At 70.2% G+C, this 24,429-nt stretch carries 22 protein-coding genes and 2 tRNA genes; 9 read left to right on the top strand and 15 right to left on the bottom strand.

Going from position 1 to position 24,429, the window contains the following annotated elements:
• Positions 1 to 45: 45 nt before the first annotated feature.
• Together ACOKGD_RS02355 and ACOKGD_RS02350 are read right to left on the bottom strand one after the other, a co-directional pair.
• The gene (locus ACOKGD_RS02355) at positions 46 to 1,095 is read right to left on the bottom strand and encodes an amidohydrolase family protein (protein WP_342337047.1); all 1,050 of its coding nucleotides are present in this window, start codon (positions 1,093 to 1,095) and stop codon (positions 46 to 48) included.
• 64 nt (positions 1,096 to 1,159) lie between these two features.
• Positions 1,160 to 2,476 (bottom strand): DUF3500 domain-containing protein, encoded by a 1,317-nt coding sequence (locus ACOKGD_RS02350; protein WP_342337048.1) that lies wholly within the window; start codon positions 2,474 to 2,476, stop codon positions 1,160 to 1,162.
• Between the two features lie 230 nt (positions 2,477 to 2,706).
• Between ACOKGD_RS02350 and ACOKGD_RS02345 the strand changes: the two genes are divergently transcribed.
• Genes ACOKGD_RS02345 through ACOKGD_RS02325 form a run of 5 tightly spaced genes read left to right on the top strand, consistent with a single transcriptional unit; the run spans position 2,707 to position 6,533 of the window.
• Positions 2,707 to 3,477 (top strand): dienelactone hydrolase family protein, encoded by a 771-nt coding sequence (locus ACOKGD_RS02345; RefSeq protein ID WP_342337049.1) that lies wholly within the window; start codon positions 2,707 to 2,709, stop codon positions 3,475 to 3,477.
• Between the two features lie 46 nt (positions 3,478 to 3,523).
• On the top strand, positions 3,524 to 4,807 hold the full coding sequence (locus tag ACOKGD_RS02340; protein ID WP_342337051.1) for an FAD-dependent monooxygenase: 1,284 nt from the start codon (positions 3,524 to 3,526) through the stop codon (positions 4,805 to 4,807).
• Between the two features lie 22 nt (positions 4,808 to 4,829).
• Positions 4,830 to 5,285: a YybH family protein gene (locus ACOKGD_RS02335; protein ID WP_342337052.1), complete on the top strand. Its 456-nt coding sequence runs from the start codon at positions 4,830 to 4,832 to the stop codon at positions 5,283 to 5,285.
• Positions 5,282 to 6,130 (top strand): fumarylacetoacetate hydrolase family protein, encoded by an 849-nt coding sequence (locus ACOKGD_RS02330; protein ID WP_342337053.1) that lies wholly within the window; start codon positions 5,282 to 5,284, stop codon positions 6,128 to 6,130. Before ACOKGD_RS02335 ends, ACOKGD_RS02330 begins: the two co-directional genes overlap by 4 nt.
• 4 nt (positions 6,131 to 6,134) lie before the next feature.
• The gene (locus tag ACOKGD_RS02325; protein ID WP_342337055.1) at positions 6,135 to 6,533 is read left to right on the top strand and encodes a RidA family protein; all 399 of its coding nucleotides are present in this window, start codon (positions 6,135 to 6,137) and stop codon (positions 6,531 to 6,533) included.
• 248 nt (positions 6,534 to 6,781) lie between these two features.
• On the opposite strand, the gene ACOKGD_RS02320 is transcribed toward ACOKGD_RS02325, so the two are convergent.
• The gene (locus tag ACOKGD_RS02320) at positions 6,782 to 7,774 is read right to left on the bottom strand and encodes an alpha/beta hydrolase family protein (RefSeq protein WP_342337057.1); all 993 of its coding nucleotides are present in this window, start codon (positions 7,772 to 7,774) and stop codon (positions 6,782 to 6,784) included.
• A 77-nt stretch (positions 7,775 to 7,851) separates the two neighbouring features.
• Between ACOKGD_RS02320 and ACOKGD_RS02315 the strand changes: the two genes are divergently transcribed.
• Positions 7,852 to 8,967 carry a tyrosine-type recombinase/integrase gene (locus ACOKGD_RS02315; RefSeq protein WP_342337058.1) on the top strand — a complete coding sequence of 372 codons (1,116 nt, stop codon included), beginning with the start codon at positions 7,852 to 7,854 and terminating at the stop codon, positions 8,965 to 8,967.
• A 148-nt stretch (positions 8,968 to 9,115) separates the two neighbouring features.
• On the opposite strand, the gene ACOKGD_RS02310 is transcribed toward ACOKGD_RS02315, so the two are convergent.
• The 8 genes from ACOKGD_RS02310 to serS all read right to left on the bottom strand — a co-directional run bounded on the left by ACOKGD_RS02310 (position 9,116) and on the right by serS (position 17,243).
• Positions 9,116 to 9,207, bottom strand: a tRNA-Ser gene (locus tag ACOKGD_RS02310).
• 142 nt (positions 9,208 to 9,349) lie between these two features.
• Positions 9,350 to 9,434 (bottom strand) — tRNA-Ser (locus ACOKGD_RS02305).
• A gap of 32 nt (positions 9,435 to 9,466) precedes the next feature.
• A complete protein-coding gene (locus ACOKGD_RS02300; RefSeq protein ID WP_342337060.1) occupies positions 9,467 to 10,756 on the bottom strand; it encodes an LCP family protein in 1,290 nt (429 codons plus the stop codon).
• A gap of 182 nt (positions 10,757 to 10,938) precedes the next feature.
• Positions 10,939 to 12,105: a M20 family metallopeptidase gene (locus tag ACOKGD_RS02295; RefSeq protein WP_342337062.1), complete on the bottom strand. Its 1,167-nt coding sequence runs from the start codon at positions 12,103 to 12,105 to the stop codon at positions 10,939 to 10,941.
• A gap of 74 nt (positions 12,106 to 12,179) precedes the next feature.
• Entirely contained in the window at positions 12,180 to 13,859 is a 1,680-nt protein-coding gene (locus ACOKGD_RS02290) for an alpha-keto acid decarboxylase family protein (protein WP_342337064.1), read from the bottom strand.
• The gene (locus ACOKGD_RS02285; RefSeq protein WP_342337066.1) at positions 13,852 to 14,934 is read right to left on the bottom strand and encodes a Glu/Leu/Phe/Val family dehydrogenase; all 1,083 of its coding nucleotides are present in this window, start codon (positions 14,932 to 14,934) and stop codon (positions 13,852 to 13,854) included. The genes ACOKGD_RS02290 and ACOKGD_RS02285 overlap by 8 nt, the downstream gene beginning before the upstream one ends.
• Before the next feature lie 135 nt (positions 14,935 to 15,069).
• Positions 15,070 to 15,939, bottom strand: coding sequence for an HAD family hydrolase (locus tag ACOKGD_RS02280; protein WP_342337068.1), 870 nt, complete (start codon positions 15,937 to 15,939; stop codon positions 15,070 to 15,072).
• A 5-nt stretch (positions 15,940 to 15,944) separates the two neighbouring features.
• Positions 15,945 to 17,243, bottom strand: coding sequence for a serine--tRNA ligase (serS, locus tag ACOKGD_RS02275; protein WP_342337069.1), 1,299 nt, complete (start codon positions 17,241 to 17,243; stop codon positions 15,945 to 15,947).
• 131 nt (positions 17,244 to 17,374) lie between these two features.
• Between serS and ACOKGD_RS02270 the strand changes: the two genes are divergently transcribed.
• A complete protein-coding gene (locus ACOKGD_RS02270) occupies positions 17,375 to 17,941 on the top strand; it encodes a GNAT family N-acetyltransferase (protein WP_342337070.1) in 567 nt (188 codons plus the stop codon).
• Positions 17,942 to 17,947: 6 nt separating this feature from the next.
• Here the strand turns inward: ACOKGD_RS02270 and ACOKGD_RS02265 are convergent, their stop codons facing one another.
• Both ACOKGD_RS02265 and ACOKGD_RS02260 read right to left on the bottom strand, forming a co-directional pair.
• Positions 17,948 to 18,658, bottom strand: coding sequence for a nitrilase-related carbon-nitrogen hydrolase (locus ACOKGD_RS02265; protein WP_342337071.1), 711 nt, complete (start codon positions 18,656 to 18,658; stop codon positions 17,948 to 17,950).
• Positions 18,655 to 20,349: a flavin monoamine oxidase family protein gene (locus ACOKGD_RS02260; protein WP_342337072.1), complete on the bottom strand. Its 1,695-nt coding sequence runs from the start codon at positions 20,347 to 20,349 to the stop codon at positions 18,655 to 18,657. Before ACOKGD_RS02260 ends, ACOKGD_RS02265 begins: the two co-directional genes overlap by 4 nt.
• A gap of 48 nt (positions 20,350 to 20,397) precedes the next feature.
• Between ACOKGD_RS02260 and ACOKGD_RS02255 the strand changes: the two genes are divergently transcribed.
• Complete coding sequence (locus tag ACOKGD_RS02255) at positions 20,398 to 21,444, top strand: diacylglycerol/lipid kinase family protein (RefSeq protein ID WP_342337073.1); 1,047 nt, start codon at positions 20,398 to 20,400, stop codon at positions 21,442 to 21,444.
• Between the two features lie 39 nt (positions 21,445 to 21,483).
• On the opposite strand, the gene cls is transcribed toward ACOKGD_RS02255, so the two are convergent.
• Both cls and ACOKGD_RS02245 read right to left on the bottom strand, forming a co-directional pair.
• Complete coding sequence (gene cls / locus ACOKGD_RS02250) at positions 21,484 to 22,944, bottom strand: cardiolipin synthase (protein WP_342337074.1); 1,461 nt, start codon at positions 22,942 to 22,944, stop codon at positions 21,484 to 21,486.
• Between the two features lie 72 nt (positions 22,945 to 23,016).
• Complete coding sequence (locus ACOKGD_RS02245; protein ID WP_342337076.1) at positions 23,017 to 23,196, bottom strand: hypothetical protein; 180 nt, start codon at positions 23,194 to 23,196, stop codon at positions 23,017 to 23,019.
• Positions 23,197 to 23,320: 124 nt separating this feature from the next.
• On the opposite strand from ACOKGD_RS02245, the gene ACOKGD_RS02240 reads away from it, so the two are divergent.
• The gene (locus ACOKGD_RS02240) at positions 23,321 to 24,409 is read left to right on the top strand and encodes a DUF4192 family protein (protein ID WP_342337078.1); all 1,089 of its coding nucleotides are present in this window, start codon (positions 23,321 to 23,323) and stop codon (positions 24,407 to 24,409) included.
• The last annotated feature ends 20 nt before the right edge of the window (positions 24,410 to 24,429 follow it).

Below are 24,429 nucleotides of genomic sequence, written 5' to 3'. Positions count from 1 at the left end.
CCGGCGCATCCTGCGCCGGCCCCGCTTCTGTCTGGATGGCTCGTGTCAGATCGGCAGGTTGAACAGGCGCTTGGCGTTGCCGGAGAGCAGCAGCTCGCGGTCCTCGGCGGAGACGTCGAGGTCGTTCTGGATGAAGTCGACGCCCTGGCTCATCCATCCGCGGAAGACAGGGAACGAGGACCCGAACAGGTAGTGGTCGGCGCCGTTGATCTTCACCGCCGCCTCGACCTGATGCTTGCCCCACGAGTGCGGGTGCGTCATGTCGAAGAAGATGTTGTTCTCGAGGTATCCCTTGATCTTGTCGCCGCCGGTCGGATCCAGGCGGCTGAGCGACTCCTTCTTGTTCGACGCGTGCGGCGTGAGCAGCGCCGTGTTCGCGAACCAGTTGCCGCCGAACATCGTGTGGATGAAGCGCAGGTCGGGGAGCTCGTCGAACATGCCGCTGAACAGCTCGCGGCCCACGGCGACGCCCTGGTCGATGATGCGGCCGTACTCGCGGCGCAGGTTCGTGTAGTCGATGACCGACTTCCACTCGACCGGCAGCGGCGTGTGGTGCACGATCACGGGCAGGCCCTTGTCGTTGAGCACCCTGAGGTACGGCTTGAACACCTCGTCGTCGAGATACAGCTGCCCGTAGTGGCACGCGAGCTGCACACCCACGACACCGAGCTCGTCGATGCAGCGCTCGAGCTCGTAGATGTTCTCCTTGCCACCCCACGGAGGCACGCACGCGGTCGAGAACAGCCGGCCGTTCGAGCGCTTCACGATCTCGGCGGCGTTGTCGTTGACGGCCTTGCAGGTCTCCAGGTCGAGCCACTCCTGCCAGACGGGCACGCGCATGATGCCGTAGTCGACGCCGGCGTCGTCCATCGCCGCGAGCTTCGCCTCGGCCGAGTAGTCGCCGTCGACGTAGTTGAGGTTCTGGTACCCCTTGGGCTTCTCCAGGATCAGCTGCGGCTTGCCGTCGTCGGCGGTGCCGACGGTCGCGATCTCCCCGAAGCCGCGGGGAGCCGAGTTGAGGAAGCCGTTCAGGATCTTCTCGTTCGTGAAGAGATCCTCGGGCAGGTGGTGGATGTTGATGTCGACGACGGTCATGCGTGTCTCTTTCTTTCAGGGTCCTCGGTATGCGGGGTTCTCGATCGTCCCGGGTCCGGACGAGTCAGTCGTGTGATCGGGCGCGCCACTGCGCCAGGTAGGCCCTCCCGTAATCGTTGCCATTGGGGTGGCGCAGGGTGGTGTGCACGTGGAATCGCGCGGGGAGTCGGTTGCTGAGCCAGACGCCCGCATGATGATCCAGCTCGGCGATGATGACGGGACTCTGGACGCGGAAGTAGAACGGCTGCGACCCGTCGGTCGCGCCGTACCAGGAGAACCACGTCTCGTCGATGTGCGCGTCGTAGTCCGCGAGCACCAGATCCCGCTGCTCCTTCACGAGAAGAAGATGGAAATCGGCCACGATCTCCCGCAGCAGGCTCCGCTGCGACGGATCCAGAGCTGACGCCGGGATGCCCTCGTAGGGGATGACGCGGTTATCGCGGAACGCGCCGGCGACATGGCGCTCGTCGGCCGGATGGAGCCGCCCCTCGGGCATCGACGGGTCGAGCACCGACGAGTACACGATGGCGCGCCGCCGCTGCTCCGGAGTCAAGGAGCCCGCGAGCTCCAGCGCGATCCGCTCTCGCTCCTCGAACAGCGGCGGCCGCGCCCCGTCGGACAGCGCCGGCTCGGCGCCGAGGAAGACCGGCGCGATGACCTCGCGCCCGCCAACGGCGAAGAAGTGGACCGCGACGTGATGCCCGAACAGCTGCCACCCCCACGCCCCCTCCTGCGAGAGCGCACCGTACAGGGCGGCCCAGTAGCTCCGCTCGTTCATGATCTCGGGCAGACCGACCAGAGAGCCGAGGAAGCCGTTCAGGCCCATCGCCTCCCGCACACGCTGATACCCCTCGGGACTCAACGACGCCTCGACGAGGGCGAGGACCGCCTCGGCCTTCGCGTCCTCGAGGTCCTCCAGGCGAAGTCCGATCCTCTTGAAGACGAATTCGGGGTTGCTCCAGCCGCGCCACTCGGGCGCGTCGACCGGGTACTGGAAGCGTCCGCGCTCCTCCGGCGAGAGCAGAGCCAGCACCCGTTCAGCCGCGTCGACCGCGGAGCGCCCGACATCCGAGGTCCGGTCGCCCTCCGGGAGCGCATACACGTCCGGGCGCGGCGCGCCGTCCGTGGTGATACCGACGAAGGGCTCGCGGTACAGGCCGTCCCAGTATTCGAGCAGCTCGTGCAGGAACGGCGCGGACTGCCGGTCGCGCGTGAAGTCCTCATAGTCCATCCCGCGCACGTCGACCAGTCTCGGGTCATCCAGCGGGTACAGGTAGCTCGCGTAGCTGTCGGCCGGCAGATCGATCCGTCCCTTGCGTCCGGCGACCCGCGCCGTCGAGAAGTAGCCGTCGATGTCCTCGCCGTCCGTGGTGTCCACCATCACCGCTCCGCTCTTTCCCGCCTCACCGCGTCCATACGCAGGTCAAGGTCCGCATATCGTGTGTGAAATCTTATGCGGATATGCCTCGGCGCACCAGCGGAAGGTCCCTCTCCGCCGGAAAAATCGCGGGGACGCGCTGCCGATGCGCCGACATTTCATATCGGCGAGGTTGTAATCACACGCGATCTTTCATACGATTTCATCGTCTCGACGGTGAGCGGTTCTCCTCCATGAGCGCGACCGACGAGTGGGAGGACGAGAAAGGGCAGCGCATGACCGACGTGATCGAGCGCGACGTCGCGTACGCGCACGGCGACACCCGGATGCTCGGGTGGTTCGTGGCGCCGGCCGGCGCCGCGGGCGCTCCCGTTGTGGTGCTCGTGCATGACGCCTTCGGCCTCGGCAGCGCTCTGAAGTCCCTCGCGCGTCGCTACGCGGATCTGGGCTACGCGGTGTTCGCCGCCGATGTCTGGGGCGACCGTCGCGAGCCGGCGTCGGGCGATGACATCGGCCGTCTCATCGGGTCGATGGCAGCGGATCGCGAGGATTGGCTGGGCCGCATCGGCGCCGCCCATGTCGCCGCCGCGTCTCAGCCCGAGGTCGCGGCCGAGCGGATCGCGAGCGTCGGCTACTGCTTCGGCGGCGCGTCGGTGATCGAGTACGTCCGCACCGGCGGCATCAGTCGCGGGATCGCCAGCATCCACGGAGGCCTCGATCTGGTCGCCCAGGACTGGTCGGCACCGACGGCGACGGCGCGGGTGCTCCTCTGCACCGGCGCGGACGATCCCATGGCGGCTCCCCGGCACTGGCAGCCGATCAAGGCCGGGCTCACCGCGGCGGGCATCGACTGGGAGCTCGACCTGTACGGCGGCGTCCAGCACGGCTTCACGAATCCGAAGTCGGATGACCTGCCGACGCCCGGCGTCGCCTACGACCCGCGCGCGGCCGCTCGTGCGTGGGCGTCCACCCAGAGGTTCCTCGCCGAGGTGCTCGACGAGTGAGACCCCCAGCTCCCACCAGCAGTCAGAGAAGACGAATGAGGATCACATGACGGACATCGCCATCATCGGTGCCGGCCCGGGCGGCCTGCTCACCGCGTTGCGCCTGCATCAGGCCGGCTTCCGCCCCACCATCTACGAGTCCGTGCCGGAGCTGAAGCCGCTCGGTGTGGGCGTGGACATCAAGACGGTCGGCACGAAGGAGATCGACGAGCTCGGCCTGCTCGAGGAGTTCCGAGCCATCTCGGTGGACGCCGAGGACTCGATCTTCTACAACCACTTCGGGCAGGAGATCTACGCCGAGAAGTGCGGCGTGCACATGGGCTACCTGCACGAGCAGCGCTTCGTGCACCGCGGCGTCCTCCAGATGCTCTTCTACCGGACCGTGCTCGAGCGGCTCGGCGCCGGCTCCGTCGTCCTGGGCGCGAAGGCAGTCGGCTACACCCAGGACGAGGAAGGTGTCACGCTCGACATCGAGCACCGCGACGGGACGACCTCCCAGGTGCGGCATGAAGCGGTCATCGCCGCCGACGGGATCAAGTCGGCCGTGCGACGGCAGATGCACCCGAACCAGGCCGAGCCGGAGTTCTCGGGCATCACGATGTGGCGCGGCACGACGCTGCGGGAGCCGTTCCGCGGCGGTCACACGATCCTGCACCTCGGCGACCCTCGCATCTCCTCGATGATCGTCTACCCGATCGCGGAGAACTTCGAGGGCACCGGTCTCGACCTGATCAACTGGGTCGTGGAGACCAACGGCGAGGAGACGATCGAGGACTGGAACCAGGTGGCGGATCCCGAGCAGATCATCCCCGCCTTCGACACGCTCAAGCTGCCGTTCCTCGACGTGCAGCAGCTCATCCGCGATGCGCGCGAGGTCTATCTGTTCCCGCTCATCCGCCACTTCCCGCTCGACACGTGGGTCGACGACCGGGTGGTGCTGCTCGGCGACGCCGCGCACGCGATGTACCCGCGCGGGGGCAACGGCATCACGCAGGCGATGCTCGACGCACGTGTGCTCACCGAGAAGCTGGTCGAGCTCGCCGACCCTCGCGCGGCGTTCGCCGCGTACGACGGCGCGCGCCGGGAGATGGTGAACCGCATCGCCGATAACATGCGCGGCGAGGGGTACGAGGTGATCCGCCGCATCGTCGCCGACCGCACAGACGGCAAGCCGTTCGACGACATCGAGGACGTGCTTCCGCTCGCCGAGGCCGACGGCATCTTCAGCCGCTACCACGCGCTGGTCGGTGCACCGCGACCCGGTCACGACGCGGGAGAGGCCACGGGGTTCCGCACCTGGAACGAGGCCGCTCCGGCGGAGGCACGCTGAGACGACGACACGGAGAGACGACGTGAGCGAAACCCATCCCTCCGCCCAGGTGGAAGCGCAGCTCCGCGACGCCGAGCTGCGGCGGCAGCGCGCCCTGGTCGACCTCGATCTCGACGCGCTCGACGCGCTGATGGATGACAGCCTGGTGCACATCCATGCACCCGGCGTGACCCACACGAAGGCGCAGCTGCTCGAGCACACCGCCACACGGCACGCGTACCTTCAGGTCGCCCGTGGCGAGCTGAACATCCGGATGTTCGGCGACGTCGCCGTGCTGACGGGACCGATCACGAACCGCCTGCGGACCGCCGAGGGCGGCGAGCGGACCCTCGCGGGCGTCGCCACGCAGGTCCTGCGCCGCAGGGCGGACGGGGCGTGGCGGTTCGTCAGCTTTCAGATGACCCCCTATGGGGAGCAGGCGTGGCCCTCCCTCCCGTCCGAGACGCGGGCCGCGAACGATCAGGGAGAAGAAGCATGAGACTCGCTCGCTACCGCATCGGCACGGGCCCCGAACGCCTCGGCCGCGTGGACGGGGAGCGCATCACGGATGTCACCGACGTCGCCGGCGCATCCCTGCGGGCGCTGCTGCCCCGGCTCGAGGAGCTCACTCCGGCGCTTCTCGCCGCCGAGGGCGACGAGCACTCCCTGGCTGCCGTCACGCTGCTGGCGCCGATCGATGATCCGCAGAAGTTCCTCGGGATCGGCATGAACTACAAGGAGCACGCCGAGGAGGCGCGTCAGGCCGGCATCCCGACGCCGACCAGCCAGCTGTGGTTCAACAAGCAGGTCTCGTGCATCGCCGGTCCGTTCGATGCGATCGAACGCCCGCGAGTCAGCGAGGAGCTGGACTACGAGATCGAGCTCGGCGTGGTCATCGGCACGCGATGCCGCCACGTCAGGGCGGAGGACGCGCGCTCGGTCATCGCCGGCTATCTCGTGGTCAACGACGTGTCGGTGCGAGACTGGCTGCAGAAGCGCTCCCCCACCTTCACGCTCGGCAAGTCCTTCGACACGCACGGTCCGATCGGGCCCTGGCTCACGACGGACGACGAGATCGCGGATCCGCTCGATCTGGGCATGTGCCTGAGCGTGAACGGAGAGGTGCGGCAGAACTGGCGCACCGACGACATGATCTACGACATCTACGAGCAGATTGCGTACCTCACGCAGGTGATGACGCTGGAGCCCGGCGACATCCTCGCCACCGGCACGCCTGCGGGCATCGCCGCGCCCACGCGGAACTGGCTCCGGCCGGGCGACGTGGTGCGGGCCGAGATCGACGAGCTCGGCGCGATCGAGAACCGCGTCGTCGACGAGGTCTGATCCCATGCCGCGCCGCACGAGCATCCACATCCCCGGGTTCGCGCACGCCAACCCGATCCCCGCCGCGAGCCTGGTCGGCTCGCTCCTGTTCTCCGGAGCGCTCACCGGACGGGATCCGCGCACCGGAGAGCTCCCCGGGGCGATCGACGCGCAGTGCGCGAACGTGTTCGCCCACGTGCGGGCGCTGATGTCCGCCGCGGGCGGGACCACCGACGACATCGCGAAGTTGACGTTCCACCTCGCGGACTACCGGGATCGCGACGCCCTCAATCGCGAATGGCTCACGATGTTCCCCGATGCCGGCAGCAGGCCCGCGCGACAGGTGATCGCCGCGCAACTCGACGGCGGCGCCCTCGTGCACGCCGACCTTGTTGCCGTCCTCGCCCACGCCGTGGCGACCTGACGGCCACAAGGAGCCGGATCGAGAAACCTGTCGCCGTCCCCCGGGTGCTCGCCGTCCTCACCATGCTCACTTCGCTCGCCCCGCTCTCGGTCGACGTCTATACGCCGTCACTGCCGCTCATGCAGGCCGATCTCGGCGGCGCCGACTGGGTCGCGCAGGGCAGCATCACCGCGCGCCTGCTCGGTATCGGGATCGACCAGCTCCTGGGGGCCGTTGAGCGACGCGTTCGGGCGACGACCCTTGTCCTCCTAGCCACCGCTGCCGACGTCATCGATCGCCCACCTCGCGGCGATAAGCCGCCAGCGGACCGGGTCGGAGTTCCAGTTCAGTGTGTGATCCGAGGAAAACGACTCGAGCTGGACGACGTCTGGTCGGAGTCGCGCGAGGCGAGCTGAGACGGAGTGCGGAGCCGACGAGTCCTGAGCCCCATGGAGGATGAGTGTCCGGATGGACAGCGCGTCGGCCCGGACAGTCGAGTTGAAGCGCCGCAGAGGCACGGCAGCCTCCAACCCGACGAGCCGGGCAAGGACTCGAGTTTGTAGCCAAGGCCGTCCGAACGCGCCGAACCACGATGGAAGTCCCGCACGAGCACAGTTCGCGTCGATCGTCGCCGCCCAGTCGAGGACCGGCGAGTCGAGGACGAGCCTGTCAATGACGCCGTCGAACTCCGCGTCCGTTGCGAGTTCGAGCGCGATCGCGGCGCCCATCGACCATCCAAACAGCACGATACGACGAGCGCCGTGGGCGACCGCATATCTGGCAGCAGCCCGGATGTCGTCTGTTTCCGCCGCGCCGAGCGTTGACCGGCCGGAGCCTACGCGGGGCCCTTCACCGTCGTTGCGGTACGAGACGACCAATGAGGTCAGCCCAGCATCCGCGGCCACGAGGACGCCGCGCAACGTGCCGGCCCGCGAGCTTCCCATCCCCTGGATGTGAATCGCCCACTGATCGCTCGGGCGGTCGGAGGGGTGGATGAGCCATGCGGGGGCCGGGCCCACCGGCGTCTCCACGACGACATCCAGAGCATCGAGGCCAGCGTCCGCCGGGTCGCGGTAGTAGATCCCGCTCCACGACGCCCGTACACCCGGACGAAGTTCGGTATCCGGCGTCACGCCGATCACAACGCGAGTCACCGTCGAGGCCTGTTCGTCGACGACGGCACCAAGCCGCACCCATCCCCCGTCCCGGAGCCAAAGGTTGTAGAGGCCCGACGCCTGCGTCCGCGGCGTGCGGTCGAGCACCACCGCATTCTGTTCCCCGTGCCGAACCGCTGCGGGGCGGCTCGCGGGCATGAACTACAACGCCGGTCGACCGGCCGGTGGGTAGCGTCCAGCCCTACACGACCGCAAAGGGCAAGCGATACGAGGTTCGCTACAAGAAGCCCGACGGATCACACGGCGGCAAACGAGGCTTCGTGCGCAAGCGGGATGCCGAGCTCTGGCTTGCCGAGATCGAGTCATCCCGCGCGAAGGGCGCGTACGTCGACCCTCAAGCTGCGAAGTTCACCATCGGATCGCTGGGACCAGTCTGGCTCGATGCGAAACGAGCTTCGATGAAGCCGTCGTCGTTCGCTCCGGTCAACACTGCTTGGCGCCTTCGCGTTGAACCAACCTGGGGAAGATGGGAGGTCGGCGACATCCGGCACACCGACGTGCGCGCGTGGGTCGCGAAGCTCTCAGCCGAGGTCGGCGCAACGGTCACCATTCGGACGTTCGGTGTGCTCGCCAGCATCCTCGATGACGCCGTCTACGACGGGCGGATTCCGTCGAACCCCGCCCGGAGGGGCAAGATCGGTCTACCGAAGAAGACGCGTGGTCGACACGGCTATCTCACTCACGAGGAGGTCCTGCGACTCGCCCGGCACTCCGGGGAGCGAGCACTGCTGGTGCTGATGCTTGCGTACACCGGTATCCGTTGGGGCGAGGCGGCTGCCCTGCGAGTGAAGGACATCGACCCGGTAAAGGGACGTCTCCACATCTACGCGAACGCCGTCGAGGTTCACGGCGAGATCCATCTCGGCACGACAAAGTCACACAAGGCCCGCCTCGTCCCTGTTCCGGCGTTCCTCGTTGAGGAGTTGCTCGTTGCCACCGCGGGCCGCTCTCGCGATGCCCTCGTGTTCTCCGCGCCCGATGGAGGCTACATGCGCCGGACCCGCGCCAGCGATGGATCGAAGTCCTGGTTCAAGACTGCGCTGGCCAGGGCGGAACTGCAGCCGATGACAGTGCACGACCTGCGCCACACGGCGGCGTCTCTGGCTGTGCAGTCCGGCGCGAACGTGAAGACTATTCAGCGGATGCTGGGGCACACGTCCGCGGCAATGACGCTCGACGTCTACTCGGATCTCTTTGACGATGATCTGGACGCCGTGTCTGCCGCGCTCGACCGCGCGGCAACGCAAGCGGGTGTCAAGCGCCTGCGAAGCGAGATCTGAGCACCCTGAGGACCCGGGTGCCGCTCGAGGTGAACGCGAACTCGCGCGAGTTTTACGCATTCCTTACGCAAACCCGCAAACCGCGCTTCGAGGAGAAAGCTATGGCCCCCGATCCCAGTGTTTTGAAGGGATCGAGGGCCGAAACTCGTGGCGGAGACGGAGGGATTTGAACCCTCGGTCCCCTTGCGAGGACTCCACCTTAGCAGGGTGGTGCACTAGGCCTGACTATGCGACGTCTCCAGATCCCGAGGGATCCTCACGCCCTCGCGGGCGCGTTGTTCCATCCTAACCCGACAGGCGGCCTGCGCGAAAACCGCGCCGGCCGAGCGTGCCGGATCCGGTCGCTGGACCGGTTCGCGCTCGCTCGCGCGTCACTGCACTGCGGAGGGTGTGGGATTCGAACCCACGGGACATCGCTGCCCACTGGTTTTCAAGACCAGGTCCATCGGCCGCTCGGACAACCCTCCCCAGGCGGGTCGCCCCGCCTGCTCCGGAAAGTCTATCGACCCGAGGCGCAGGACTCGTCGGTGGCGTTGCGGCCGACGACCTCGGGCGTCTCGACGGGCGCCGCGGTGTCGGTCGGGCCGGCGGTGGCGTTCGGGTCGACCGGCTCGTCGCTCGGCACGGCCGGCGCCTCGGTCTCCTGCAGGTAGGTGCCGGTGGGTGCGATCTCGTCGTTCGCGGCGATCATCTGGAAGAGCTTCGCGGCCTCGTCGTAGTTCGGCGCGACGCGGTTCTCGTCGTATGGATCCGTCACCGCGGGGTACTGCAGGAACACGAAGTTCTCGAGCGGCACCTCCTTGGCCGCCATGGCGATCTGGACGAGGGTGACAGGGTTGGCCAGGCTGGCGCTGGGGTCGACGTTCGACAGCGCGGTGCGCGCGAGCGACAGCAGCGTGCCGGGGTTGGTCAGGACGCCCTCGGAGGTGAGCTTGCGCACCAGCGACGACATGTAGATCTGCTGGTTGCTGATGCGGCCGAGGTCGCCGCCGTCGCCGACGCCGTGGCGCGAGCGCAGGAACGCGAGCGCCTGCTCGCCGACCAGCGTGTGCGTCTGACCGCCCTCGAGGTGGAGCATGCCGGCCTCGACGTCGTCGATCGTCTCGGCGACGCAGACGTCGACGCCGCCGATCGCGTTGGTGATCTCGATCACGCCGTTCCACGTGACGGTCGCGGCGTAGTCGATGGCGAGGTCCGCGTCGTACGGCGTCGTGAGGGTGTCGATCGTCTTCGCCACGCAGGCGAGCTCGCCCTTGGCGTAGGCGTTGTTGAGCTGGTCGCGCTCGGTCGCCGACGACACGGTGCCCGTCTTCTGGTTCGTGCACTCGGGGGTCGGGATCATCAGGTCGCGCGGGAACGCGGTGACCGTGACCTTGCGCGGCTCGGGCGAGATGTGCACCAGCAGGTTCACGTCGTTGAGGCCCGCGTCGAGCTGACGCCCGTCCTCGCCGTAGGCGCTCTCGTTCTTCGGGCAGCGGTCGCCGAACTTCTCGTGCGAGTCCCACTCGCACACATCGATGCCGGTGAGCAGCAGATCGACGCCCTTGGTCGCGACCAGCGACCCGATGTCGGGCGCCTCGGACTCCTGCCCCTCGAGCGCCTGGGCGTCCGCGCCGAAGGTGCGCGAGAGATCCCAGGTCGCGTACGCGGCGGTGCCGAGACCGGCGACGAGAACGCAGGCGAGCGCGATCCCGACGACCCGCAGGATCCACGCGAAGGGGTTGCGCGCGCGTAGGCGCCCATGGCGGGCGATGGTGCGGCGTCCGCGTCGGGTCGTCGTGTCGCTCATCCGGGCCTTTCGGGGGGAATGGGGCATCGGCAGATCGGGCCGGACGATCGACCGGCGTTCTCTCCATCTTGCCGGATCGGACTGTGGGCGTCCTGCACAGGCGCGGAATACCGCCTGTGGACGGATCTCGGCGGCAGTTCGGCCCCCTCGCGAGGGGTGCGCGGCGGGCCCCGCCGCCCCGGTCAGGCGTCGAGCAGGTCGCGGATCAGCGCGACGAGAAGCGCCGTGCGCGGGGCGATCTCGTCGACGTAGGCGTGCTCGTGATCCGCATGGGCGCCCCCGCCCACGGCGCCGAGGCCGTCGAGGGTGGGGACCCCGATGCCCGCGGTGAAGTTGCCGTCCGAGGCCCCGCCGACCACGATCGCCTCGGGCAGCTCGAGCCCGAGCTGCTCGCCCACGGCGCGGGCGCGCACCCACACGCCCTGCGCCGCCGAGGTCTCCAGGGGCGGGCGGTTGATGCCGCCGCTGACCGTGAGCGTCGCGCCGGTGTGCGAGGTCAGCCCGCGGATCGCGTCGTCGACGCGCTCCTGCTCGGCGATGGACAGCGCGCGCACGTCCACGTCGAACCAGGCGTGCGCCGGCACGGTGTTGGTGGTCGTGCCGCTGCGCGCGACCGAGGGCACCACGGTTGTGCCCACCGAGGTGTCGGCGAACTCGAGCACCGCCATCACCTGATGGGCGAGCTCGACCAGCGAGTTGAGGCCCTTCTCGGGCTCGGTGCCGGCGTGCGCCGCCCGGCCGGTGATGTCGACGCGGTACATCGACGTGCCCTTGCGCCCGATCTTGAGGGCCCCCGGGCGGCCGGTGACGTCATCGCCCGCGGCCTCGAGCACCAGGGCCGCGACGCAGCCGCGCGCCTCCTGCTCGATCAGGGCGCGGGAGGTGAGCGATCCGACCTCCTCGTCGCCCGTGACCAGCAGCGTGATCGCCGCGTTTGAGAGCTGCCCACCGCGGCCGTCGGCGAAGGTGCCCGCGGCGTGCAGTGCCATGACGAGCCCCGGCAGCATGTCGAAGCTGCCCGGGCCGCGCAGCACGCCGTCCTGGATCGAGAACGGACGCGTCTCGAGCGACCCCACCGGCCAGACCGTGTCGTGGTGGCACAGCAGCACCACACGGGGCACCTCGGGCTCGGGCGACCCGACGCGCCAGCGCAGGTGCGTCACGCCGTCGATGACGATGCGCTCCGGGGCGAACCCGATGCGCCGCTCGCCGATCGCCGCGATGAGGTCCGCCGATCGGGCGATGGCCGCGTGGTCGTGCGACGGCGACTCGCACCGGATCAGGTGCTCGATGTCGTCGAGGATCTCCGGGAGCGCCGAGTCGGCCCAGGCAAGCAGGTCATCGCTCATGCGATCGACAGTACCTGCAGGAGCATCGGGCGTTTCGCCCGGCCGTCGCACGACGTCAGCCGAGAGCGGAGGGCCTACGTCGTGGCGTTGACCTTCGCGATGCCCTCGGCGAGCTCCAGCAGCAGACGCGGGGCGTCGTCCCGGTGCAGCCGCACCCGCAGGAAGTGCGCCGCCGACGGATCCGTCGCCGCGGCGAGCGCGTCGCGCAGCGCACCCGGCGTCGCGACGTCGTGCACCACGGCGTCCGACGCCCCGAGGGCCGCGGGCAGGGCGTTCCAGTCCCACGCCGGGATGTCCTGGTAGACCGCCTCGGGGCTCTGGATCTTGCGCTCGACCGTGTAGCCGTCGTTGTCGATGAGAAGGACGACCGGCGCGCTCGGATGGGTGAGAAGGCGCCCCAGCTCGGCGATCGTGAGCTGCGCCGATCCGTCCCCGATCATGAGCACCGGTCGGCGCTCGGGCCGCGCGAGCGCGGCGCCCCACGCGGCGGGCAGGGTGTAGCCGATCGACGACCACACGGGCTGGCCGAGGAGGTCGCTGTGGTCGGGCAGGGTGACATCGAGCGCGCCGAAGAACGCCGTCCCCATCTCGGCCACCAGGGTGGTGCTGGCCGGCAGCCACTCCTGCATCAGCGCCCACATCGTGGTGTGGTCGAGCGGCTCGTCGTCGGCGCGGTGCGCGACCGGCGGCTCGGTGGCGGGCACGTCCTCCTGCGGCGCGAAGGTCAGCCCCGCGACGACCTCGCCGAGCGCGGCCAGCCCGTCGTCCAGCCGCACCCCGGGGTACAGCGCCGGGCCGATCCGCGCGTGGTCGAGCGCGATCTCGATCGCGTGCCCCGGCTGGTAGCGGTGACTGAAGAACCCGGTGCTGAAGTCGCTGTAGACCGTGCCCACCATCACCAGCACGCCCGCGTCGTCGACCACCGCCTGCGATCCGGGATGCAGGGTGCGGTCGCCGAGGTATGTGCCGAGGCTCGCGGGGTGGGTCTCGTCGAGGATGGCCTTGGAGCCCACCTGCGACGCGATCCGGATGCCGGGGACGTCGGCCAGGCGCGCGACGCCCGCCTCCAGCCCGCGACGGTGCACACCGGGGCCGGCGAGAACGGTCAGGCGGTCCATGCGCGGCAGGCGGTCGCGCAGCGCGTCGGTGAACGCGGCCACCGCCTCGGGGTCGCTCGCGGGCGTCACGAGCGCCGTGCGCAGGCGGTCGGCCGGCACCGGCGCCTTCGCGATGTCGAGCGGCACACCCAGGTACACCGGCTTCGACGCCGCCAGCATGGCCGACAGCACCCGGTCGATCTCGGCCGTCGGATCGGTACGGTCGAGCACCGCCTGCGCCACCGTGACCTCACGGTACATCCGCGCGAAGTGCAGGTAGTCGCCGTCGAGCAGGGTGTGGTGCAGGCGCGCACCCGAGCGGATCGCGTCGGTGCTCGGCAGCCCCGTGATCTGCACAACGGGCACGTCCTCGGCGAAGGAGCCGGCCACGCCGTTCACGGCCGACAGCTCGCCCACGCCGTAGGTGGTGATGACCGCGCCGACGGTGCGGCCCACCCGCGCGTAGCCGTCGGCGGCGTAGGCGGCGTCGAGCTCGTTCGCGCCGCCCTGCCACTCCAGGTCGTTATGGGTGAGCATCTCGTCGAGCAGGTTCATGTTGAAGTCGCCCGGCAGGCCGAACAGGTGGCGGCAGCCCAGCTGCGTCAGGCGTGCGGCCAGATACGCGCCGACCGTGATCTCGCCGGCGAGGTCAGCCACGGCCGGCCGCCAGGCGCGCGGCGACGAGCTCGTCCGCGGCGGCCCCCGTCGGCATTCCGGCCTCGGCCGAGTGGGTCAGGATCTCGCGGGTGGTGTCGGCGATGCGGCCCACGTGCGCGGCGACCTCGTCGGAGGTGCGCCCCAGGCGCTCGAAGTCGGCGAGGTGGATCACTCCGCCGGCGTTGGCGACGTAGTCCGGCACCCACAGGATGCCCGCCGCATGCAGCGCCGCGTCCTCATCCTGGGTGGGCAGCTGGTTGTTGGCACCGCCGCAGACGAGGCGCGCCCCGAGCGCCCGTGCCCGCTCGACGGTGACCGTGGCCCCGAGCGCGCAGGGGGCGTAGACGTCGACGTGCTCCTCGTCGAGCGAGGACGTCGTCCGCACCGCTCCCCCCGTCGCCTCCGAGACGCGCCGGCGCGCGGCCTCCACCGGATCGGCGACGATGACGTCCGCTCCCTCGTCCACCAGCAGGCGTGCGAGCGAGCCGCCGACCTTGCCGGCGCCCTCGACGCCCACCGTGCGCCCCTTCAGACCCTCGGGCCACAGAGTCTCGGCGGCGGCGCGCATGGCGACGAAGACGCCGAGCGCGGTGTGCGGGCCGCTGTCGCCGGAGCCTCCCGCGGCGGGGGTCCGGCCGGTCAGGTGCGAGGTCTCCTCGCCCACGATGTCGAGGTCGTCCGAGTTCGTGCCGTAGTCGGCGGCGCTGACGTAGAGGCCGCCGAGGGCCTCGACGAAGCGCCCGTAGGCGCGCAGGATCTCGGGGGTCTTCTGGGTGGCCGGATCGCCGATGATCACGGCCTTGCCGCCGCCGAAGGGCAGGCCGGCGAGCGCGTTCTTGGAGGTCATGCCGCGCGAGAGCCGCAGCACGTCGTGCAGCGCGTCGCGCTCGGTGTCGTACGCCTTGAACCGGGTGCCGCCGAAGCCGGGCCCCAGGGTCGTGTCGTGGATGGCGATGATCGCCCGCAGACCGCTCGCGTCGTCGCGGCAGTACACGACCTTCTCGTGCTGGTCGACCCGTTCGTCGCCGATGTCGAACGCCTCGTGGGCGGGGAGGATAGTCAGAGTTGTGCTCATGCCTGGAGTATCGGATGACTGCGCAGGCGCGTCAATCGCATCGCTCACGACTGCGCAGAACGCCCTGCCGGCGGGGCTCCCGGGCCCCGCGGCGGAGCAGTTCGCGCCCCGCGGGGGCCGGGACGGCGCCTCGGCTCAGCGCCGGTTCCTGCGCTTCGCGCCTAGAACGATGTCGATGGCCTGGGCGACGCCGCCCTCGGCGACCGAGCCGACGTGGTCGGTGGCCGCGGCCTCGACCTCCTTCGGCGAGTTGGCCATCACGAACGCGCGACCGCCGGACTTCCTCGCCCAGTCGAACATCCCGATGTCGTTGCGGCCGTCGCCGACCACCACAACGTCCTGCCGCGCGATGCCGAGCCACGTCCGCACCTGCTCGAGCGCAGTGCCCTTGTCGACGCCCTGCGGCGCGATGTCGAGCCAGGCGCTCCAGCCGACCGCGTACGAGACGTGCTGCAGGCCGATCTCCTCGACGAGCGCGACGAAGTCGGTGTCGCTGCGCTGGCCGTCGTCGTGGTTGTGGTCGGGCGAGACGACGACGACGCGGGCGACGTTGTGGCCCTTCATCTCCTCGAACTCGACCTGACGCGAGTTGTCGCGCCACAGGCCCCAGTCGTCGACGTAGTGCGTGTAGAGGCGCGAGCCGTCGGCGAGCTCGACCATGTAGTTGGCGTCGGGCAGGTGCTCGTGCAGCATGTCGAGCACCTCGGTCGGGTCGAAGACCTCGACCGTGTGGCGCGCGTAGCCCGTCTCCTGCGTGTAGTCGCGGTTCATGATGGCCGCGCCGTTCGAGGTGACGACGTACTCGGGCAGGATCGCCAGGCGGTGCAGGATGTAGGAGGTCGACTCCCAGCTGCGGCCGGTCGCGATCGTCACGATGTGGCCGGCGTCGACGGCGCGGCGCACGGCCTCGTCGAGACCGGGGCTGAACGACTCGTCCTCGAACAGGCAGGTGCCGTCGAGGTCGAGCGCGATGAGCTTGGTGCCGGGTTCCGCGGCGGGGGCCACCACGGTCAGGCCACCGGCTCGAGGATCTCGAGGCCGCCCATAAACGGTCGCAGCACCTCGGGCACCACCACCGATCCGTCCGGGCGCTGGTGCGTCTCGAGGATCGCGACGATCCAGCGGGTCGTGGCCAGCGTGCCGTTCAGGGTCGCCACGTGCTCGGTCTTCGCGCCGCCGGTCTCGGCGTCCTTGACCGGGCGGTGGCGGATGTCCAGGCGACGGGCCTGGTACGTGGTGCAGTTCGACGTCGAGGTGAGCTCGCGGTACGCGCCCTGCGTGGGGACCCACGCCTCGGTGTCGTACTTGCGCGCGGCGCTCGAGCCGAGGTCGCCGGCGGCCACGTCGATGACGCGATAGGCGAGGCCCAGCGACTGCAGCATCTCCTCCTCGAGGGCGACGAGCCTCTGGTGCTCGGCCTCGGCCGTCTCGGGGGTCGCGTAGACGAACATCTCGAGCTTGTTGAACTGGTGCACGCGGATGATGCCGCGGGTGTCCTTGCCGTACGACCCCGCCTCGCGGCGGTAGCAGGTCGACCAGCCGGCGTACTTCAGCGGGCCCTTCTGCAGGTCGATGATCTCGTCCTTGTGGTACCCGGCGAGCGCGACCTCGCTGGTGCCGACGAGGTAGAGGTCATCGGCCTCGAGGCGGTAGATCTCGTCGGCGTGCGAGCCGAGGAATCCGGTGCCCTGCATGATGTCCGGGCGGACCAGGGTCGGCGTGATGAGCGGCGTGAAGCCGTTCTCGAGCGCCTTGCTGAGGGCGTAGTTCATCAGCGCGATCTCGAGCCGCGCGCCGACGCCCTTGAGGAAGTAGAACCGGGCGCCGGAGACCTTGGCCCCGCGCTCCATGTCGATGGCGTCGAGCTTCTCGCCGAGGGCGAGGTGGTCGAGGGGGCCGTCCGGGAACTCGGCGGCGTCGAAGACGCGCTGCTCGCCGACCTCGCGCAGCACAACGAAGTCGTCCTCGCCGCCCTCGGGGACGCCGTCGATGACGACGTTCTCGATCTTCGACATGGCGGCCGTGAAGGCCTCCTCGGCGGCGGTGACCGCCTGCTGCGCGTCCTTGACGGCGCCGGCGAGATCCTTGGCCTGCGCGACGAGAGTGGCCTTCTCCTCCTTGGGCGCCTTCGCGACGAGCTTGCCGAACGCGTTCTGCTCGGCGCGCTTCTCCTCGAACGCCGTGATCGCGGCGCGGCGGGTCTTCTCGGCCTCGAGCGCCGCCGTGACGGTCTCTGGCGAGTGCCCGCGGGCCACCTGCGAGCGGGTCACGAGGTCGGGGTTGTCGCGGAGCAGCACGGGATCGATCACCCGGCCAGTCTAGGGCGGGGGCCTGACAGTGCGGTTTGACCGGGCCCTGCGCGGCCGGTGCGTCGGCGAGGCCGCGCAGGGCGGCGACGCGCTCTACCTCCGCGGGTGTCCGTCCTTCTAGGCTCGACCGCATGGACCCCCTCGACGCCGTCGTCTGGCCCGTGCTGACCGAACGGCTCACGATCCGCCGGGCGACCGAGGACGACGCCGAGACGGTCTGGCGCTGGCGACGACTGCCCGAGGTGGGCGAGTGGATCACCCGGGCCCCGCGCGACTTCCCCATCTTCCGCGCGCAGTTCGTTGATCCCGCCCGCCTGGCCGTGACCCTCATCGCCGAGCACGAGGGCGCCGCCATCGGCGACATCATGCTGCGGATCGAGGACGGCTGGGCGCAGGCCGAGGTCGCCGAGGACGGCGCGGGCACGCAGGCCGAGCTCGGGTGGGTGCTCGATCCCGCTCACCAGGGCCGCGGCTTCGCGACCGAGGCGGTGCGCGGCGTGATCGGCGTGTGCTTCGAGCAGCTCGGGCTGCGCCGGGTGCACGCGGGCTGCTTCGCCGCGAACGAGCCGTCATGGCGGGTGATGGAGCGCCTCGGCATGCGCCGCGAGGAGTTCAGCCGCAAGACCGGCCTGCACCGCTCGGGCGTGTGGATGGACGGCATGAACTACGGCCTGCTCGCCGAGGAGTGGGCCGGCTGAGACCGATCAGACCTCGGCGGCCAGCAGGGCCTCGCCGTCCGCCGCGGCGAGCACGAGGGCGGATCCGTCCGGCCCGACGATCGTGCTGAGGCCCGCGTAGTCGAGCGCGCCCTCCGTGCCGCTGTAGTTCGCATAGGCGATGGCCACCCCGGCCTCCCGCGCATGCGCGGGGACGAGCGCCGTCGACACGGTGGGGTACTCGGCCATGTTCGCGGTGGGCACGAGCACGACCTCGGCGCCGGCCGTGGCGAGCGCGCGCACCGCCTCGGGGTGCTCGACGTCGAAGCAGATCAGCATCCCCACCGTGCGCCCCCGCAGCTCGAAGACCGGGAAGTCGGATCCGGGTGCGAAGCGGGTCGCGTCGAGGTCGCCGAACAGGTGCGCCTTGCGGTACCGCCCCACGGACGTCCCGCCGTCGACAAGCTGCGCGGCGTTCGCGATGCCGCCGCCGGGCAGCGCCTCGGGATAGCCGTAGGCGATGGCCACGCCGGTGCGGCGGGTCACCTCGGCGACCGCGGCGAACTCGGGCCCCGCCGGGTCGAGCCCGGGCACCGCCCCGACGTCGTAGCCGGTGAGGAACATCTCGGGCGTGACGAGCACGTCGGCGTCCACCCGTTCGGCGGCCGTGGCCAGGCGCGCGAGGTTCCCCGCGATGTCGCCGGGCAGCGAGCCGCACTGCCAGACCGCCACCCGCAGGCCCCGCGCGCGCACGCTCACTCCGGCAGCGCCACGGGCGCGAGCGAGTCGAACAGGTCCCCCGGGCCCGGGTTCTCGTCCGGGGAGGCCCCGCCGAAGTGGCGCATGACTCCCCACACCGCGTTCAGCGCCGTCTGCACCGCACCCTCGGCCCAGGCGGGGGTGAACGACACGTCGTCGCCGGCGAGGAAGAGCCCCCGATGATCCGAGGGGAACGACTCCTGCATGAAGTGCGTGTACATGCGGTGGTTGTAGCGGTAGTGGCCGGGAAGCGCGCCCTTGAACGCCCCGAGGAAGTACGGGTCGTCCTCCCAGGTCACGGTCACCGGGTCGCCCACGATGTGCGAGCGGATGTCCGTTCCCGGGTAGATCTTGGACAGCGCGCCCAGCGCGAGCTCGACCCGCCGGTCGACGCCGTGCGGCAGCATCTTCAGCGAATCCGACATCCACGAGTACGACAGGCAGATGACCGCCGGCTTCCCCGGGCCGTTGTCGAAGAGGTAGGTGCCGCGCGTGAGGCGATCGGTCAGCGTCATGCTCATCACGTCGCGGCCGGTGACCGGATCCTCGTCCTTCCAGAAGGGCCGGTCGACCATCACGAAGGTCTTCGTCGACTGCATGTAGCGCGTGCGATCGAGCGCCATCCACAGATCCTGCGAGAACAGGCTCTCGTCGCAGTCGATCTCGGTCGTCAGCAGCCAGCTCTGGCAGGTGGCCACGACGGCATCGTGAGTGCGCATCGTGCCCCACCGATCGGTGACCTCGAAGCTGCCCGACGGGGAGCGGCGGATCGCCGACGCGGCGGGCAGGGTCGCCCCGCCGTGCAGCGACGCGAGCGTGGTGCCCTCTGGCCACGGGGACCCGGATCGCACGGGCAGGTCCCACATGCCACGCGGCAGCTGCTCGACGCCGCCCTCGATGAGACGCTGGTCGGTGTCGCACTCGAGCACCGCGACCCGCAGGATCTCCAGCATCGAGTTCGGGAAGTCCGAGTCCCAGCCGCCGGTGCCGAAGCCGACCTGGCCGAACGCCTCCCGGTGTCGGAAAGAAAGCTTCGAGAACGCCTCCGACGAGGCCACGAAGTCGTAGAAGGTGCGGTCGTCCCACACCCGCACCAGCTCGTCCCAGCGCTCCTTCAACGCGACCGGGTCGCGGCGGGCGATCGCGTCCTGCAGGGCGCCGAAGCCGATCTCCTCGAGGGCGGCGTCCCACGCGTCCGACACCTCGCGGAAGAACGGCGGCAGGTCATCGAGCGTGCGCCCGTAGTGCGTCTGTCCCCACAGGTCGATCACGGTGGATCCGGCCGCCTCGGTCAGCGGGTTCGGGAACGGGCGGTCGGTCAGCCCGAGCCGCCGGACGTAGTGGAAGAACGCGCGCCCCGACGACGGGAACCGCATGCCGCCGAGCTCGGCCACGGCGCCGTCGCCGCCCTCGAACCGGTGCGTGCGCAGGCGCCCGCCGATCCGCGTGGGCTCGTAGATCACCGGCTTCAGCCCGAGGCTCATCAGCTCGTACGCCGCCACCATCCCGGCAAGGCCCGCCCCGATGATCGCGACCTCGCTGCCGTGCGCCTCGGGTGGGATCGATCCGAGCCCCGCGGGGTGGGCGATCCAGTCGTCGAACGGGAACGGGAAGTCCGGCCCGAACATCGTCACGCCTGCGGGCTCTTCCGGCCCCGTGAGGAATCCCTCGTCCGCCGTCCCATCGCTCATCCGGTCATCGTAGGTCCGAGCGCGAGCCCCGGGCCATAGGCTGGCGCCATGACGCACGCTGCTGAAGAGACCCCGCGCGCCGCGCTCATCTTCAACCCGATCAAGGTGGATGGGCCGACACTGTGCGCACTGGTCGAGCGGCACTCGTCCGAGGCCGGCTGGCAGCCGCCTCTGCTGCTCGAGACGACGATCGAGGATCCGGGTCAGCAGCTCACCCGCGATGCGCTGGCCGAGGGGATCGATGCCCTGCTCGTGGCCGGCGGGGACGGCACCGTGCGCGCGGTGTCCGAGGCGATCCGCGGCACGGGCGTGCCGCTCACCATCGTGCCGAGCGGCACCGGCAACCTGCTCGCCCGCAATCTGCTTCTGCCGCTGGACGACCAGGATCGGGTGATCGCGGCGACGTTCGGCGAGGAGCACATGCCGGTCGACATCTGCGTCGCCACGATCCGCCGGGTCGACGGCCACATCGAGGAGCATGCGTTCGTGGTCATGGCCGGGATGGGCCTGGACGCCGCGATGATCGCCAACACGAGCCCCGAGCTGAAGAAGAACATCGGCTGGATGGCCTACGTCGACGGCGCCGCCCGCTCGCTCGCGGGAGCGCAGCCCTTCCGCGTCGTCTACGAGATCGTGAAGAACCGCCGGGTGTCGGGCGACACCCGCACGCAGCCGCTCCCGACGTCGTCCAAGCTGCGCTCGGCGAAGGTGCAGTCGATCCTCTTCGCCAACTGCGGCGAGCTGCCCGGCGGCATCTCGCTGATCCCGGACGGCTCGATCGTCGACGGCGAGCTGGATGTGGCGCTCGTGCAGGCCACGGGGCCGTTCGGCTGGCTGGGCGTGTGGCGCAGGGTCTGGTGGGACAACTCGGTGCTGCGCCGCTCGCGCGCCGGCCGCGCCGTGCTCGAGCGCCGCGGGCGCTCCACGTCGGTGCTGTACCTGCGCGGCATCGCCGCCGAGGCCGCCACTCCGATCCCCCAGCCCGTGCAGCTGGACGGCGACGAGTTCGGCGAGGCGACGCGCATGTCCGTGCGCGTCGAGCCGGGGGCGCTGCTGGTCAGCCTCCCCCGGGACCACCTGGAGCTGCCCCGCTGACGAGGGCCGCCCAGGCCCCGACCGCCGGCGCGCGCCGCGTTACTGCAGCGAGCTCGTCAGGCGGGCGAGGTTGTCGAGGATGGTGGAGCGCAGCGGCTGGCGCTTCCACTCCTCGAGGGTGAGCTCGCGGCTCATCTGCCGGTAGTCACCCTCGAGGCGGCGCATCTGCTGGACGAACTCGTCACCGCGCACCAGCAGCGAGATCTCCATGTTCAGGCCGAACGAACGCATGTCCATGTTGCTCGAGCCGATGACGGCGACCTCGTCGTCGACCGTGAGGCCCTTCGTGTGCAGGATGTACGGCTTCGGGTACAGCCAGATGCGCACCCCTGCCCGCAGCAGCGCCTCGTAGTAGCTGCGCTGCGCGTGGAAGACGACGGCCTGGTCGCTCTCCTCCGAGACGAACAGCTCGACCTGGACGCCGCGCTTGGTGGCCGCGGTGACGGCGAGCAGCAGGGCCTCGTCGGGCACGAAGTAGGGGCTGACCATGATGATCTGCTTCTGCGCCGCGTACAGCAGCCCGAGGAAGAGCCGCAGGTTGTTCTCGACCTCGAAGCCGGGGCCCGACGGCACCACCTGGCAATCGAGGTCGCCGGATCCCGCTTCCATCTCCTTGAGGTCGATGCCCTCGGGCACCTCATGCGCCTCGCTGACCCAGTCGGAGAGGAACACCGCGTTCACGCTCGAGACGATCGGGCCGTCGAGCTTGACCATGACGTCGACCCACTGCAGGCCGCGGCGGATGTTCCTCTTCACGTTGTAGCTGGCGTCGGTGACGTTCTGCGATCCGAGGAACGCCACGTCGCCGTCGACCACGAGGATCTTGCGGTGGTTGCGCAGATCCGGCCGCTGCCAGCGCCCCTTGAGCGGCTGGATCGGCAGCGCGAAGTGCCAGTCGGCGCCCATCGCATCGAGCCGTCGCAGCGTGCGACGGTGGAACGGCTTCGACAGGTTCGCCCAGTGATCCAGGATCACGCGGACGGGGATGTCGCGCTCGCGCACCTCCTCCATCGCGCGGAACAGGTCGTCGGTGGCCGGATCGGACTTCAGGATGTACATCTCGAGATGCACGTACTCGCGGGCGGCGCGGATGGACGCGGCCATCTCGGCGAGGCTGTCGGCGTACTGCGTGAACAGCTGCGCGCCGTTGTCGCCCGTGAGCGGCATGGCGCCGAGCTCGCGGTTCATGCGGACGAGCGAGGTGAACCAGGCCGGCTCGTTCGGGCGCAGGCTGCCGCGCTCGAGGTGCGAGCGCGCGTCGCGGATGTACTGGTTGATCTCGCGCTGGCGCACGCGGCGATGGCGAGGCAGGCGAGGGTTGCCGATCAGCAGGAACAGCAGCAGTCCCGGCACCGGCAGGAAGAAGATCGCGAGGAGCCAGGCCATGCCCGCCGTGGGGCGGCGGTTGCGCGGCACGATGATGACGGCCAGCACACGGATCGCCATGTCGACGATCGTGACGATCGCGAGCGACCAGGACGGGTCGATGAACAGCTGCATCCGGCCCCCTTCGCTGTCGGCACCAGCGTAGCGGTGCCCACGGACACCGACGGGCGCGTGCCCGGATGGGCCTTACTCGGCGGGGTGGGCGGGCAGACCGCGCTTGGCGCGCTCCTCCGCCTCGATGCGCGAGTACGCGCGGCGCTCGGTGCGATCGAAGCGCAGGATGCCGCGCAGGATCCACCAGAAGATCGCCAGGATCACCACGGTCGGCAGGAGCGACCACACCACTGCCACCCAGTACTCGTCCACACGGCGATCCTACGCCGTGGGGCTGTGCACAAGCTCCGCGCTGACTCGCTCACAGGGGCGCGCCACGCGGCCCCTCGCCCCACACGCCTCGTGCGGCCGAGTGCTCGGCTCCCAGGCTCGGTTCATGACCACCACGCACCCCATCGCCCCGCACATCGTCCGCGCCGCCGGAGCCGCCGACTTCCTCTCGATGGTGCCGCACCTCGTGGGCTGCCGCCCGCGGGACAGCGTTGTGCTCGTGCCGTTCGGGGGCTCGCGCAGCCAAGGCGGCATGCGCATCGACCTTCCGCCGGAGGGCCTGTCCCCCGACGAGTGCTCCGAGCTCGCCGCGGCCGTCCTCGGCTCGTTCGCCCGTCTGCCGCTCGCCGATCGGGTGGCCGTCGTCGTCTACACCGAAGACGCCTTCCGCGGTCCCGAGGGCCGGATCGCCCGGGCCGGTTTCGTCGACGCGCTCCTGCGGTGCATCGACGCGGCCGAGTACGGCCTGGTCGACGCGCTGTGCGTGGCCTCGGACGGCTGGGGGTCGTACATCGAGCCCGACGCGCCCTACGCCGCCCGGCCCCTCGACGACATCGCCGCCGAGCGCGTCGCGTGGCCCGGGAGCGGAGAGCCTCTGGCCGACCAGCACGCGGGCGCCGAGCTGCCGCCGTCCGATCTGGTCGAGCGCGAGCGGGTGGGGCAGTGGCTGCGCGAGAACCGGCTCGCCCCCACGTCGCCGGTGTTCCCCGAGATGATCGAGAGCTTTGTGCTCGACGACCCGGAGCTCCTCGACGCGGAGGACCTCGCCCAGCTGATCCAGCTGCTCGACCTCCCCCTGAGCCGCGACATGGCCCTGACGCAATGGGCCGGTGACCTCGCGGAGGGCCGGGCGATCTGGGCCTGGCAGCTGGCGTGGTCACGGGGAGAGCGACGACCGCACGAGGGCGCCCTGCGCCTGGCGGGCGAGGGGCGCCGTCCGGATCCCGCGCGCCTGCGCACCGCCCTCGCCCTCGCCAAGCGCGCCGCGTCGGCCGCGCCCCGGGCTCGGCGCGCCGGCCCGCTGGTCGCCGCGGCGTGGCTCTCGTGGGCGCTGGGGAACTCGACCCACGCGGCGCACTACGTGGGCCTCGCCCGCGAGGTCGATCCCGACCACGGTCTCGCAGGCATCGTGGCGACGATGATCGCGAACCACCACCTGCCCGCCTGGGTCTACGACCGCTCCAGCGCCGCGTGACCCCGTGAGCGCAGGGGTCA

Origin of the sequence: Microbacterium phosphatis, from assembly GCF_049177115.1 — a bacterium.
In the GTDB taxonomy this organism is placed as follows: Bacteria; Actinomycetota; Actinomycetes; order Actinomycetales; family Microbacteriaceae; genus Microbacterium; species Microbacterium phosphatis.
Note: the sequence above shows the minus strand (reverse complement) of the source record. Positions and strands in the feature narration are given on the sequence as shown.